9 protein-coding genes are annotated in these 13,933 nt (G+C 59.7%); 5 read left to right on the forward strand and 4 right to left on the reverse strand.

What is annotated here, in order from left to right:
* Position 1: 1 nt before the first annotated feature.
* On the reverse strand, positions 2 to 7,222 hold the full coding sequence (locus AB4N74_RS11490) for a dermonecrotic toxin domain-containing protein (protein ID WP_460100243.1): 7,221 nt from the start codon (positions 7,220 to 7,222) through the stop codon (positions 2 to 4).
* Positions 7,223 to 7,390: 168 nt separating this feature from the next.
* Here AB4N74_RS11490 and AB4N74_RS11495 point away from each other — a divergent pair, with 168 nt between their 5' ends.
* Positions 7,391 to 7,609 (forward strand): DUF2970 domain-containing protein, encoded by a 219-nt coding sequence (locus AB4N74_RS11495; protein WP_016983294.1) that lies wholly within the window; start codon positions 7,391 to 7,393, stop codon positions 7,607 to 7,609.
* Positions 7,610 to 7,614: 5 nt separating this feature from the next.
* On the opposite strand, the gene AB4N74_RS11500 is transcribed toward AB4N74_RS11495, so the two are convergent.
* On the reverse strand, positions 7,615 to 8,688 hold the full coding sequence (locus AB4N74_RS11500) for an ABC transporter substrate-binding protein (protein ID WP_460100246.1): 1,074 nt from the start codon (positions 8,686 to 8,688) through the stop codon (positions 7,615 to 7,617).
* A gap of 525 nt (positions 8,689 to 9,213) precedes the next feature.
* On the opposite strand from AB4N74_RS11500, the gene AB4N74_RS11505 reads away from it, so the two are divergent.
* A complete protein-coding gene (locus AB4N74_RS11505; protein ID WP_095126375.1) occupies positions 9,214 to 10,872 on the forward strand; it encodes a nitrite/sulfite reductase in 1,659 nt (552 codons plus the stop codon).
* Positions 10,856 to 11,350: a DUF934 domain-containing protein gene (locus AB4N74_RS11510; protein ID WP_093430863.1), complete on the forward strand. Its 495-nt coding sequence runs from the start codon at positions 10,856 to 10,858 to the stop codon at positions 11,348 to 11,350. The genes AB4N74_RS11505 and AB4N74_RS11510 overlap by 17 nt, the downstream gene beginning before the upstream one ends.
* Before the next feature lie 62 nt (positions 11,351 to 11,412).
* Here AB4N74_RS11510 and sohB read toward each other — a convergent pair whose 3' ends face one another.
* A complete protein-coding gene (gene sohB / locus AB4N74_RS11515; RefSeq protein WP_093430860.1) occupies positions 11,413 to 12,444 on the reverse strand; it encodes a protease SohB in 1,032 nt (343 codons plus the stop codon).
* Between the two features lie 204 nt (positions 12,445 to 12,648).
* Here sohB and AB4N74_RS11520 point away from each other — a divergent pair, with 204 nt between their 5' ends.
* The gene (locus tag AB4N74_RS11520; protein ID WP_460100250.1) at positions 12,649 to 13,359 is read left to right on the forward strand and encodes a histidine phosphatase family protein; all 711 of its coding nucleotides are present in this window, start codon (positions 12,649 to 12,651) and stop codon (positions 13,357 to 13,359) included.
* Positions 13,360 to 13,408: 49 nt separating this feature from the next.
* The gene (locus AB4N74_RS11525) at positions 13,409 to 13,726 is read left to right on the forward strand and encodes an SCP2 sterol-binding domain-containing protein (protein WP_007912567.1); all 318 of its coding nucleotides are present in this window, start codon (positions 13,409 to 13,411) and stop codon (positions 13,724 to 13,726) included.
* Positions 13,727 to 13,792: 66 nt separating this feature from the next.
* Here AB4N74_RS11525 and AB4N74_RS11530 read toward each other — a convergent pair whose 3' ends face one another.
* Positions 13,793 to 13,915, reverse strand: coding sequence for a hypothetical protein (locus AB4N74_RS11530; protein ID WP_256573835.1), 123 nt, complete (start codon positions 13,913 to 13,915; stop codon positions 13,793 to 13,795).
* Positions 13,916 to 13,933 lie beyond the last annotated feature (18 nt).

A 13,933-nucleotide genomic window follows, 5' to 3' on the forward strand; every position in this document is an offset into this window, starting at 1 on the left:
TTCATTGGCGTCTTGAGGGCCCCGGTTGCGGTGATGATGGCGCGGGTGGTGCATCGATAACCACCGTCGCCAGCTTTTGCAATTCCGTTCGGGACAGTTCCTTCAGCCTGTCGGCGCGTGCCAGCGCCAACTCGATCTCCAGCAGGTTCATGGCCTCTAGATAGCGCTCGCGCGACGCTTCATCGCCGTGTTTGTCCGGATGGGCGTCCTCGACCTCTTCCAGGCGTTGTGTGGCGTTGCGTTCCAGTTCGTCGAAAACGTCAGGGTAAATATCTTTCAGGTAACGGCTCCAGTAGTCACGCGAAATCAGATCGTCCAGAAACAGGCTGGACGCCTCATCCGCCAATACCGCAGCCCGAGCATTGATCAAGCGCTGCCCGCTGATCGGCGTGTCGTATAGCGAGTGTTCTGGCTGACCCGGCAACTCCAGCCCGTCCGGCCAGCCGCGAGTCATGCCAAGCCGGTAACGCAGGCGGATTTGCGCCCGGTCTTGATGGCGTCCGGCGACTTCTGCCAGCCTGTCGACCCGTTCCAGTCGAAACAGCCGCCGAGTCAGATCGAGCAAGGCTCGCCCGCGAAGGTCCGGACGGTCGTGCGGAATATCGCGCAGTGCGGTGTATTCATAAGCGCGAACCTCCAGCTCGCTGAACGTCAGGATTCGGCCATCCGGACACGCACCGTGCGTCTCGGCGTTGTGGAACATCAATTCGCGCAGTTCGCTGTTCTCACTGGCAGCCTCCATGACACGCCACAACCGATGGGTCAGTTCGGCGCGCGCAATCCGGAAGTCCTGGGCATAACGCAACAGGTAGATCAGCTGAAAAAAGCGCTCGTGATTGGGCTCTTCCGCCAACCGCGTCCAAAGGGTTGTTCGCGTGGAGGCCAATGCCGGCGGAGCACCCGCAAGCCAGGGATTCAATGCTTCAGGCGATATAGCCAGAGCCGGATTAGAGACGGGTTCGACGGGCGCCACCACGGCATATATGTCAACGCCGACAGCCCCCTCAGCAGAACCGTTGCTGTCACTGCCCGACTCTGAAAAACCGCTTTCGTCGATGCCGAAGACGTGCGCGTCAATCATGCCGTCAATGTCCTCACGCGCAATGCCCAGTATCTCTGGAGCGTGGTTGACGCGGCTTTGGAACCTGAGTCGCTGTAACGCGTGAAGTGACAGTTCAGTGTTCTCCGACAAGTCCGTGCCCGCGATCAGTTGCGCGTGACTACCGTCGAAGAGTTCATCGGGAATCTCGGTAATGTCGTTGCCACTGAGGTTCAACGTCCGCAGGTTTGGCGCCTCGAGTGCTCCACCGGGCCAATCAATCAGCTGGTTGAAGCGCAGATCAAGCGTTTCGACAGCACCTGATCCAGGCGGGTTGAAAACCTGAAGTTCGTTATAACTGAGGTCGAGCCAGCGCAACCGGATACTACCGAGCAACGGATAGACGCTGGTGGCGCTGGACAGGTCGCAATATTGCATTTCCAGACGTTCCAGCTGACTCATGCGCAGCAGTGGCTCTGGAACAGCCGTCAGCTCATTGCCACTCAGTCTCAATGTCCTGAGATTGGCAAAGGCTCCCAGAAAACCGGATGCGCCGGCGGAGGTCATACCCACACCACTCAGATCCAGCGTGGTGACGCTCGCAAGCGGCACCGTCAGGCTTGGCAAGTCGCCAGTCTGCAAGCCCTCAAGGCCAAGTGTCAGCCCTTCTGCACCGGGGCTATGTCCGAGTCCCGCACGCCAGGCTTCGCGGATACGTACCGCCGCGCGGGAACGGCTTTGCGCAGATACTCGGCGCTCGCCTGTGGGTACACCCCGCGTAAACAGCCAGCCATTCAACTGCCGGGTCAGCCCTTCGCAAGCCTGATGCCATTGAGCGATCTGCACATCTATTTGCCCACTGCTCAAACCTGTTTCACGCAGGTTCTGCAATACCTGCACGGCGCGTTCCTGCGTCATGCCCGGATGCAGGCGCTGCAGATTGGTCAGTCTCCCGGCTTCGCCCGGGGATGCGATACGCTGTTCGGGAAGCTTCAATAACAAGCTCGTCAACGACCAGCCCGACTGGCTCGGCAAAATGTTGTCCGGGACGGGCTCCTCGGCAAAACGTGCGAGTGTGCCTTCGGGTAACACGAAGCTGTGTTCGATGCGCTGCAACGCGGCGTTCAGGGCAACCTCACCGGCAGGACTGAAAGCATTGCCGCTCAGATTGACTTTCATCAGCGCGTGCGGATCGGCCAAGGCTTGTGGCGGGAGCGCTGCGATCGCGTTGTCACGCAAGTCGAGCCAGTACAACCGCTCGAGACGCTCGGCACCGGCAGGCCAGGCTTGCAACCGCGTTGCTCTGAGGTTCAGCGCCTGAAGGTGGCTGAAGGCGCTTACATCCAGTTGGCCCAGCGGGTTTGCTTGCAGGTTCAGGCTGCCGAGTCGTTGCAAGCCATTGAATTGTGCCTGCACCGCCGGGGTGATCACGATGCTGTTGGCCGATACATCGAGTTGTCTCAACGCTGGCAGATCAGCGGCAGCGAACGGCAACTCGGTGAAGTTGTTCCCCGCCATGACCAGCGTTTCGGTCGCACTGAACCCCCGGATAAAGGCACGCGCCTGTTCGACGGGAACGTCCAGTTGCCCCAGACGCAGCGTGCGGACATGGGCAAAGCTGCCGGCCGGCAATGCTGGCAATTCGATGATCTGCTCCATGCCTGCCTGTTCAATCAGCCCCACTCTCGATACAGGCAATTCGAACGTGGCAATGTCGCCGGGCACGCCATAACGTTGGCGGATGGCGGCATTCCAGCTTTGCTTGAGGGCGCGTAAAGTCCCCGCGTTGCGCCCCGTTGCCCATTGCCAGCGAAGCCCTGCAGAGCGCATCGCCTGCGGATGCGCCGGCATATGAAATTGGGCAAAGATTGCGTCGTGTTCAGCCCTGAGTCGGGTAATCGCCGTCATTCTCGCCTCGGGCGTTGTCCATGCGGCATCGAAGCTTGCCGGTAAGGGATCGAGCAGATCGGGCAAGGTCGCCATGAAGTCCAGCTCCGCCCGGCAATACTGGCTGACCATCTGATTCAGATCGACCAGATGGCCGAGCTCACCGGAGTAGTTGCGGACATATTCGTAAGCACGCATGAACTGCGCCGGAGCCAGCGCCGCCCAGTCCAGCGACAGTCCGGCCCAGAGCCGCTCTTGTCCGCTATACAGCGATTCGGGCAGCGTGCGTATTGCGCTGTGCGTCAGATCCAGACGTTCCAGTTGCGCGAGCCGCTCGACGTACGCCGGCCATTGCCATAACGCATAGGGCGCGTCGATGCGCAAGGAGCGCAAGTGCCGCAAAGGGCTCAGATCCAGCGCATGCAGGCTTCTGGCGTCGAAGCCGGCATAGTCGAGATGTAGCGTTTCCAGCGACGTAAGCGTACCCAGCGTTGCCGGAAAGTCCGCTGCCAGTGCTGGCGCATGGGTGGAAAAGCGCAGACTGACAAGCCGGGGCAACCGGGCGACCGCCGACGGCACTGAAGTGAGCGGCCGGGTTCTGGACGATAGATATTCCAGACCACGCTCAAGGTTGCCTATCGACAGATGGGTCACCTCGGGAAATTGCGCCAGAAAGGCATCCGCATTGGCGTCCGTCAAGCCGCTGCCAGCCACCGACAGCTCACGTATGTGTGCAAAAGAAGTGTTCAGCTCTGGCAACGGCGCATCACACACCAGCGCCAAGCGTGCCGCGTCCGGAACCTGCGCGGCGAGCGGCGCATTGCGCCATGCGTCGCGCACGGCCTGGGCAAACCGCGCCCTGCCCTGTGCAGCCTCGCTGCCGGACGGACCGGCCTGCCAATGGTCAAGCGCAGCGTTGAGCCCTTCCCACTCACGTTGGCGCATCTGCAACACCGAGAAGATTTGCTGGTCGGTCCGGCCACGTTGCTGCTGGAGAAATGCCTCCGCCTGTTGCGGGCCCGGATAGAGCTCCATCACCCGCACCCAAAGCGAGGGAAGCAGGCCGGAGCCACGCCCGCTCGCGTAATAGCCCTTCAGCGTGGCGCCGATTCGGCTCGGTGCTTTGAACCGCTTGGCCTGTGGCGCCAGCAATTGCGCAACGCCCTCACGGTGCTTGAACGCAGACTCGATAACCTTGCGCTGCAACGCATGACTTCGGCTGCCATCGCTCAATCCCATCGCGGCGGCATTGTCATCGGGCAGCACACGCATGATCGCGCGGTAAAAGCTGTCAGCCGGTCTGGGCGTGCTGTTGAGCGGTTGCCCTCGATCGTCGAAGGCCTGGTAAAACAGCCCGTCCTTGATTAGATACTTTCGGTTGGCTGCGGTGTTTTCACCGAGGCTGTCGAGCAACGCGCCAGTCGGACTGCCCGCGCGAATTTCCAGACGTAACGACTGCGGCCAGCCCGGTAACTTTGACATCGCATGTAATGCGAGGCGGCGGCTATCCGCCGACGCGAGGTTTTCGCTGTGCAAACCGGCAAATGCACGCGTCTGGCGGCCGCGACCGGCATGCCAGCGCGCTTCTTCAAGCATGTTCAGCGGTGCCCGCCTGGTTGTGTCCAGACGCACCCGTTCTGCCGGTGTGGCGTGATCGAGCACATCCTGCGCCGCGGCCTCGCTCAGACCAGGCGTTTCGCGCCGCAGGATACGCAGGCGAACACTGTCCGGCTCACTGCTGCGGTACAGACTCTCAACAATTGAAGCCTGGCGCGTATAAACATGCTCCGTCATCTGCTGGCCGAACGCCTCGGGCCGCGCTACACGAAATTGCGCGGTTTCCCTGCCAAGCAAATAGTTGATCTCGTTCTCTTCCAGTGCCGCAAGAATCCGTTCGGGCATTTGCCCATTCAGCACCTGTGTGCGCGTGAGCTGGATCGCTGGCTTGATGCTGACTCCGGGCACGACTTTTTCGCTGCCATAGCGAATCGACGGCCCTGACAGCTCGGGGCCGGCGAAGACCTCCAATACCCGATCGTAGGGCCAGCGCGGCATTTGCGTGACCAGCGGCAAAGCCAGCAAATAACGGTCATCAATCGGTGTCGCGCCGCGCAATTGCTCGATCATTTGCACGGCTTGTGCATCAGCTTTGAACAAGCGCAGGGCGTCGCGCAACTCGGGCGGCGCGGACGCGTGATCCAGGTGCATCTTGCGTAAGCTGTTTTCGCTGACGCCGCTGACATCGGCCAGCGTCAGCAACATTTCATCAGAGAGCCCATCGGTCACATGCCCCATGCGCCGCAACAGCGTCAGGCGATTCCAGCTCATCGGTTGTTCCAGCGTATGGCGCCAGGCACCCTGGCCATTGTGTTGCAGCACTGGCTGGTAAGCGTTGGGCTCAGCGGGATGTTTGATCCGCCACTGCGCTGTGCTCGGATCGACAATCAGCTCGTAGACCTTTTCGCCCTGACGCAGGTAAGTCTTGCCGTCGAGTTGATACCGGCCCGACTGATCCGGCCCGGTCGCGTCACTCAAGCTGATGTCTTGCTGGTAGCCGCTGAGGTCTGGGTTCCACAGGCGTGTTTCGCCGTTGGGCAAGGTCACCGGGTGCAAGTCCTCGATCACCGGTTCCGGCTTGACCGCGCCGAGCTTGCGAAGACCTGCCCCGGCGGCGCTCATTACACCGAGGAGTGCGAGGTTTTCCGCGACATCGATCAAATGCGCCTTGGCTGCGTGCTTGTCGCCCTCACTCCATTCGAGCGCGCCCTCGAAGGTTTCGTACAGCAGTTGCCCCGCCATGATCGCCAGCATGACCTCGCCGAGTACCGGCACGAACATGGACACCAGGTTGAGCACCAGCAGCCCGACTTGCAGCAGGGCCGCAAGTTTTGCATCGCGCACCTTGGCGTCGATGTCACTCGACGGCACCGCATGACTACGGGCATCGGCCAGCACTTTTTCGCAATGCTGCGTATAGAGCCTGGCCCAGAGGTCGCTGTTTTCAGCCCATGGATCGCGCTCATTGTGCGCCATGATCGAGACGGCAATATAAGGGTCAGGCTCTGGTTCCATTGGCGGATACTCAGGTGGCAACTCCTTGAAATCGACAAAAGCCGACAACATACCGAATGCCGCCGGAACTCTGCGCCAGGGCGACGAAATGATATTCGGCGGCGAATCGGCTGACTCGCGCACGAACTGACTGAAATAGTAAGGGCGCTGGTCATAATCCAGGAACTGGCTGATGAACTGCTGGTACGGCGTCGGCCCGGCACTCTGCTCCGCTTGTGTATCCCGGGCGGTCAATCGGCGCTTGAACGTCTCCTCCATTTGCGTCCCGGTGTAGCGCTTCAGCGGATGCTCGGGATCATTGGGCACGTAGACAATGACTGCTTCAGGGGCGCGACGCCTCTGGCCAATAGCAAAAGCGACGCAGCCGGTCAGTCTGTGCCGCATCAGACTCAAATCGTGAAACCAGACCTGCCTGCCGCTCACCTCAGGATGTTTTTCACCGTCGATGACCGAGACGATCATCGCGTGTTCCTCAGACCGAATATCCTTGGTCAGCAACGCTTGCTCGGCCGCCGCCCGCATGGCGGCTTTCTGGCTGGCAATGAACTGCGAGCGCAATGTCTTTGCCAGGTCTGGGTCGGCAGTGTGGAAAAACGCCTTGAGATACGCCTGGTACTTCGCGCCAAGATCCAGATGACGGCACAAACGCAGAAACTCCATGACGGTCAGGTTGACCGTTACGGGCGCAAAAGTACCGGCCGTGGTGGTTTCTTCCTCAAAACCCGAACTGTCGTGAAAGGCACCGGGCAGGCATTCGCGGATTTCGAAATTGTGCAGTGCAGCCTGAAGCATCGTCAGGTTCAAGACTTCGAACGAGCCGATTTCCACACTGAAAATACCCATGGTCAAAGAACGCCGGAGGCTGAGGAACGTCTTGTCGACATCGACAGTGACCTTGCAGCGTTCTTGCAGCGCTTGCGTCAGTAGCGGGCGGGCAAACGCGTCGATGTCCTTGAGCGGAGACATTGTTTTGTCCAGTGCAGACTGGGCCAGGACACTGTTCCTGAAACTGCTGTCCAGCGCCTGGCGTTGCTGCGACGACGCTTGTCTGTACCAGGCCGGTATCACTGGCCTGGCCTGTCTGATCTCATCCTTCCTTTGCGCAGCAGCGTCGACCAGCCATTGCGGAACCGCGCCTTCGAGATACTCAGCGTGGAGACTGCCCGTGACCACAGGTTTGGCTGGTTTGTCGTTGACCTGCTGGGGGCTGGAATCGGGGGACATACATCGCTCCTGTAAATGGAGCGTCAGCAGACCATCCCGGGCGAACGCCTCTGCGGTACATAGTTATCGCGCCATGACGCAGTTGTAACGATATGTCTGGGCGGCCACCTCAGGCGCATGCGCGTATGTTGACTATGCTTGTAAGGCACGACTTTCGAAGAGGGATTTATGGACGATCCAGTCGACAACAAACCGCCGACCTTCTGGCAGATGCTGCACAGCGTGATGGCGGCGGCGTTCGGGGTGCAGAGCGGCAAGAACCGGGCAAGGGACTTCACCCATGGCAAACCCAGCCATTTCGTGATGCTGGGCATTCTGTTCACGGCGGTGTTTGCGCTGACGCTGTTTGCCATCGTCAAACTGGTGCTGCATTTCGCCGGGGTCTGACGCGGTCAGCGCATCAGGGTCTGCAAGGTGAACGGGTAGCGATACGACGCCGGTTGCCCTTTGGCCGAGAGCTTGCGGAAATTCACGCCGTAGTCAGGCGACGTGCCCATGGCCAGCATTTGCCGGGCGTGCGCTTTGTCGATCAATTGCAACAAGGGAATCTGCCGGTCACGGCCGCCGTAGTGATTCAAATCGACGCCCTGCTCAACATCATGCAACTCGACCAACGCCCAGCCGCCCAGGGTGAAATGCCCGCCGACCAGCGCGCTCAAACGCCCGTCAACCAACGCCTGCAAGGCCGCCGGTGAGGTATTGACCGCACTGAACAAGGCATCTTTGCCGGGGACTTTGCCGGTCTCGGCGTAAGCGCGCATCGCGCCGAAGGCCATTTCATCATTGGCCGACCACACCAGCGACACCTTCGGGTAGCGGGCAAACAGCTGTTTGGCCTGCTCATAGGCGCGCTCTTGGGTCCAGCCGCTGTAGACCAATTGGCGCAGACGCATCTGTGGGTGTTCGGCCAACGCCCGCTGCATGCCGCGCTCGCGCAATTGTGCCGAGGGGGTGACCTTCAACCCGGAGAACGCCAACACTTCAATCGGCTCAGCAGCGGGCGTCGACGGGTGCAGGCGGATCAGTTCCTTCATCATCAGGTAACCACCCTCCTCGTCGTTCGGCACCAGGCTGCCGATGCGGTCGTTCCGCTCACCGACCAGCGCTTGCTGGTCAGGTGTCAGCGCCGCGTTGACCATAAACAGCTTCACGCCGCTGTTCTCGGCCAGACGCAGAATTTGCGGGGCGACGTATTGTTCGTTGACGAACACCAGGTACTCGGGACGATTCGGCCCCTGCAACGCGATGCGCGCCTGAGCCAGGGTCAGTTCGGGCTGGCGTTGGGAATAGAGAATCTGCAGATCGATGCCCAGATCATGAGCGGCTGCCTGCATGAATTGCGAATAGCTGACCCAGAACGCTTCCTGCGTCGAGCCTGGATTCAAAAACAGCACAGACTCTGCCCGCGCGCCGGTCTGAAACAGCGCGCCGAACAATAGAAGACTGATGTGGACAAACTTGAACATGAAGCATCCAGGCCCAAGGAAAAATGGCCGCGCATTATAGCCCTCGTTCCACCGGCTATTGATGCCTGATCCCGTTTTTTGTCCGACAATCTGTCGGAAGCGGGCCCGGATGGGTCGTTTACTGATGACTGACCCAGAATACCGCTGTCCCTACTACGAGAATGATCAGGAACAAAATGGCCCACGCATCGACACTGCTGTCGCTTTTTCTTGCCTTGGTCGGATTGCTCATTGCATCGCCTCTTGTCGGTTTTATCGGTGATTGCAGAAAGACTCGACCACAGTTAAGACGATGATTGTCCGCACGACAAATGTGGGTTAGTTGACAGCCATTCTCGTTAGGCGATTTGGTTCTTTACATATACTCAAACATCACTTTTGCGCATAACTGCAAACGGGTATATTGCCCCGGCTCCGTTAGGGAGTGCGCGGCCGTGCGCGCAGAATTGCAGAGGCACAATCGGACTCCAGCAAGCGAAAACGCAGTGCTACTCCGAATGGCCCAAGCCTGAGAACAGGACTTATATGTACGTATACGACGAGTACGATCAGCGGATCATCGAGGACCGCGTCAAGCAGTTCCGTGATCAGACCCGACGCTATCTGGCAGGTGAGCTGAGCGAAGAAGAATTCCGCCCCCTGCGCCTGCAAAATGGCCTGTACATCCAGCGCTTCGCGCCGATGTTGCGTGTGGCGGTGCCTTACGGCCAGCTGACTTCGCGTCAGACGCGCATGATGGCCAAGATTGCCCGCGACTACGACAAGGGCTACGCCCACATCAGTACGCGGCAGAACGTGCAGTTCAACTGGCCCGCGGTGGAAGACATCCCGGACATTCTGGCTGAACTGGCCACCGTGCAGATGCACGCGATCCAGACCAGCGGCAACTGCCTGCGCAACGTCACCACCGACCAGTTCGCCGGTGTCGCTGCGGACGAAGTGATTGATCCGCGCCCATGGTGCGAGATCGTCCGTCAGTGGACCACGTTCCACCCGGAATTCGCCTACCTGCCGCGTAAGTTCAAGATCGCCGTCAACGGTTCGACCGCTGACCGTGCGGCCATTGAAGTTCACGACATCGGCCTTGAGCCGGTGCACAACGCCGCTGGCGAACTGGGCTTCCGCGTGCTGGTCGGTGGTGGCCTCGGTCGTACTCCGGTGGTCGGCGCGTTCATCAACGAATTCCTGCCGTGGCAGGACCTGTTGAGCTACCTCGACGCGATCCTGCGCGTGTACAACCGCTACGGCCGTCGCGACAACAAATACAAGGCGCGGATCAAGATCCTCGTCAAAGCCCTCACGCCGGAAGTGTTCGCGCAGAAAGTCGATGCGGAAATGGAACACCTGCGCGGTGGCCAGACCACACTGACCGAGGCTGAACTGCATCGCGTCGCCAAGCACTTCGTCGACCCGGACTACAAGGCGCTGGACAACCAGACCGCGCAACTGGCCGAGCTGGACAAAGAGCATCCAGGCTTCGCTCGCTGGCGCACCCGCAACACCCTGGCGCACAAAAAGCCGGGCTACGTGGCCGTGACCCTGTCGCTGAAACCGACCGGCGTTGCCCCGGGCGACATCACCGACAAGCAGCTCGACGCCGTCGCCGATCTGGCCGACCGCTACAGCTTTGGTCAACTGCGCACCTCGCACGAGCAGAACATCATTCTTGCCGACGTCGAGCAAAGCCAGTTGTTTGCTCTGTGGGGTGAGCTGCGTGAAGGCGGTTTCGCCACGCCGAACATCGGCTTGCTGACCGACATCATCTGCTGCCCTGGCGGTGATTTCTGCTCGCTGGCCAACGCCAAGTCGATCCCGATTGCCGAGTCTATCCAGCGTCGCTTCGACGACCTCGACTACCTGTTCGACATCGGTGAGCTGGACCTGAACATCTCCGGCTGCATGAACGCTTGTGGTCACCACCACGTCGGCCACATCGGCATCCTCGGGGTGGACAAGAAAGGCGAAGAGTTCTATCAGGTCTCCCTCGGCGGCAGCGCCAGCCGTGATGCGAGCCTGGGCAAGATCCTCGGCCCGTCCTTCGCCCAGGAAGCCATGCCGGACGTGATCTCGAAGCTGATCGACGTGTACGTTGAACAACGTACTGAAGACGAGCGCTTCATTGACACCTACCAGCGTATTGGCATCGACCTCTTCAAGGAACGCGTCTATGCAGCGAATCATTAAGAACAACGCGGTCGTCGACGAAACCTGGCACTTGCTGCCCAAGGATTTCAACATCGACGAGATCAGCAACTGCGACGACCTGATCGTGCCGCTGCAACTGTGGCGTGAACACAGTCGCATGCTCAAGGCTCGCGACGGTGGTCTGGGTGTGTGGCTGGACGCCGACGAAGAAGCCGAGGAAATCGGTGAAGACGTCGCCGAGTTCCAGGTGATTGCCCTGAACTTTCCGGCGTTCACTGACGGCCGCAACTACTCCAACGCCCGTCTGCTGCGCGACCGTTACGGTTTCAAAGGTGAACTGCGGGCGATTGGCGACGTGCTGCGCGATCAGCTGTTCTACATGCACCGCTGTGGTTTCGACGCCTTTGCCGTGCGTGCGGACAAAGACCCGTACGAAGCTTTGGAAGGTCTCAAGGACTTTTCGGTGACCTATCAGGCCGCCACCGACGAACCGCTGCCGCTGTTCCGTCGCCGCTGAAGGTTTGCTGCGGACAAAAAAACGCCGGTCATGTGACCGGCGTTTTTTTATGCCTGCTCGAATTACCAGAAGCGCTGCTGGGTCAGACGACTCCACCAGCTCAGCAGTACGCGGTCGACCGAGCCGCTGGCGGCCATGCCAATACGTTCCTGCAAGCTTTTGCGCTCGGCGTAGTGCAGGTGGTAGACCTCAGCCTTTTTCGCCCGGTCGGCCAGGTATTCATCGCTGGTCTTGAGTTCATCGACCAGTTGTTTATCCAGCGCCGCGACGCCGAGCCAGACTTCACCGGTGGCCACATCGTCAATCGCCAGTTGCGGGCGATAGCGGGCCACGAAGTTCTTGAACAGTTGATGGGTGATGTCCAGGTCTTCCTGAAACTTCTCCCGGCCCTTCTCGGTGTTTTCGCCAAACACGGTCAGGGTGCGCTTGTACTCACCGGCGGTGAGGACTTCAAAGTCGATGTCGTGTTTCTTCAGCAAGCGGTTGACGTTGGGCAGCTGTGCAACCACGCCGATCGAGCCGAGAATCGCGAACGGCGCGCTGATGATCTTCTCGCCGATGCACGCCATCATGTAGCCGCCGCTGGCCGCGACCTTGTCGATGCACACGGTCAACGGTACGCCGGCCTCGCGGATACGCGCCAGTTGCGATGATGCCAGACCATAGCTGTGAACCATGCCGCCGCCGCTTTCCAGACGCAGGACCACTTCGTCCTTTGGCGTGGCGAGCGTCAGCAACGCAGTGATTTCGTGGCGCAGGCTTTCGGTGGCGGAAGCTTTGATGTCGCCGTCGAAATCGAGGACGAATACGCGGGATTTGGCGTCAGGTTGTTTCTTCTGCTTTTTCGCGCTTTTTTCGGACTTGGCTTCGCCTTTGCGCAAAGCCTTGAGCTGATCCTTGTCGAGCAACGTCTGCTCCAGGCGCTCACGCAGGCCCTTGTAGAAATCATTGAGTTTGCTGACCTGCAACTGACCGGCCGATTTGCGCCGGCCCTTGCTGCGCAATGCGGCAAAACTGGCAAGCACCACCAGAATGGCGACTACCAGGGTGACGGTCTTGGCCAGGAAGCTGGCGTATTCGGTGAAAAACTCCACAAAGACTCCTTAAACGATGCGCGGATGTGAGACACACGCGGGATGGCTCCAGCATACCCATGCGTCGGCTTGTCGGCCAGCCGTGAAACCTCTGGCAACACCCCTGTAACAGGCATTTCAAACAAGCGTATGTTTTTTCATTGACAGCTACCCGTCATCCTCATAACCTCGCCACAACCTTCAACGTACCGGGATGACGCGGACGTGGGCAGCATCTACTTGATACGACATGGCCAGGCCTCCTTTGGTGCAGACGACTATGACGTCCTGTCGCCGACCGGTGTGCGTCAGGCAGAAATCCTCGGTCAGCACCTCGCTGAACTGGGCATCAGCTTCGATCGCTGCCTCGCCGGTGACCTGCGTCGCCAACAGCACACGGCCACCAGCGCGCTGGCGCAATACGCCGCCAAAGGCCTGCCGGTGCCGCCCCTGGAAACCGATTCTGCGTTCAACGAATTCGATGCCGACGCGGTCATTCGCGCGCTGCTCCCGGACATGCTGGCGGACGAGCCGGAAGCCCTCGACATCCTGCGCAACGCCGCACAGAACCGTGGCGAATTCCAACGGATTTTCGCCTTGATCATCGAGCGCTGGCTGGCCGGCACTTTTGACACGCCGGGGCTGGAAAGCTGGCTGGGTTTCGTCGAACGGGTTCACGCCGGACTGCAGCGAATTCTTGAACAGGCTGGCGACAAACAGAAAATCGCCGTGTTCACCTCCGGCGGCACCATCACCGCCCTGCTCCACCTCATTACGCAAATGCCTGCCAGACAGGCCTTTGAATTGAACTGGCAAATCGTCAACACCTCGCTCAACCAGCTGAAGTTCCGCGGTCGCGAGGTGGCTTTGGCCTCCTTCAACAGTCATGCACACCTGCAGCTGTTGAAGGCACCGGAACTCATCACTTTCCGCTGAGTCCGGTTAACTGTGAACCTTGCTGTAATCAACCCATAAGGATCGAACCATGACCTCCGTAGCCGATGCCGTAAAAGCAATGCAAGCCAAGTTCAACCCAGCCGCTGCTGCCGGTCTGGATCTGGTTTTCGGTTTCAACATCACTGACGAAGACAAGCAGTACTCGCTGATCGTCAAAGACGGCACCTGCGATATCCAGGAAGGCGAGAACCCGGACGCCAACTGCACGCTGGTACTGGATAGCGAAACCCTTAAAGGTATCGTCAGCGGCGAAACCGACGGCATGCAGGCTTTCATGGGCGGAAAGCTGCGCGTTGAGGGCGACATGATGCTGTCGATGAAACTGTCCGAGCTGTTCCCGTCGTAATAGCGACGTTCAGCGGCATAAGAATCCCGCCTTCATGGCGGGATTTTTTCATTCGCGCGCTCAAATTTACTGCGCATTCCCGCTCCCACATTCTGTTGCCATGCCGTCGGCGACAATGGCCGGCAGCGTGTTGATGGCCAGCCGCAAGGCCAGGCTCAAAGGTAATTTGACGGGTAAAAACTGAATCATGAACAGCATCTTTGCTTG

The organism is Pseudomonas sp. H3_C08, assembly GCF_054669455.1.

What these genes read in the sequence shown, in the direction of transcription:
- AB4N74_RS11530 (WP_256573835.1), bottom strand. Translation starts at nt 13,915, where the DNA reads ATGATTCAGTTTTTACCCGTCAAATTACCTTTGAGCCTGGCCTTGCGG.
- AB4N74_RS11510 (WP_093430863.1), top strand. Translation starts at nt 10,856, where the DNA reads ATGCAGCGAATCATTAAGAACAACGCGGTCGTCGACGAAACCTGGCAC.
- AB4N74_RS11490 (WP_460100243.1), bottom strand. Translation starts at nt 7,222, where the DNA reads ATGTCCCCCGATTCCAGCCCCCAGCAGGTCAACGACAAACCAGCCAAA.
- AB4N74_RS11525 (WP_007912567.1), top strand. Translation starts at nt 13,409, where the DNA reads ATGACCTCCGTAGCCGATGCCGTAAAAGCAATGCAAGCCAAGTTCAAC.
- AB4N74_RS11495 (WP_016983294.1), top strand. Translation starts at nt 7,391, where the DNA reads ATGGACGATCCAGTCGACAACAAACCGCCGACCTTCTGGCAGATGCTG.
- AB4N74_RS11500 (WP_460100246.1), bottom strand. Translation starts at nt 8,688, where the DNA reads ATGTTCAAGTTTGTCCACATCAGTCTTCTATTGTTCGGCGCGCTGTTT.
- AB4N74_RS11505 (WP_095126375.1), top strand. Translation starts at nt 9,214, where the DNA reads ATGTACGTATACGACGAGTACGATCAGCGGATCATCGAGGACCGCGTC.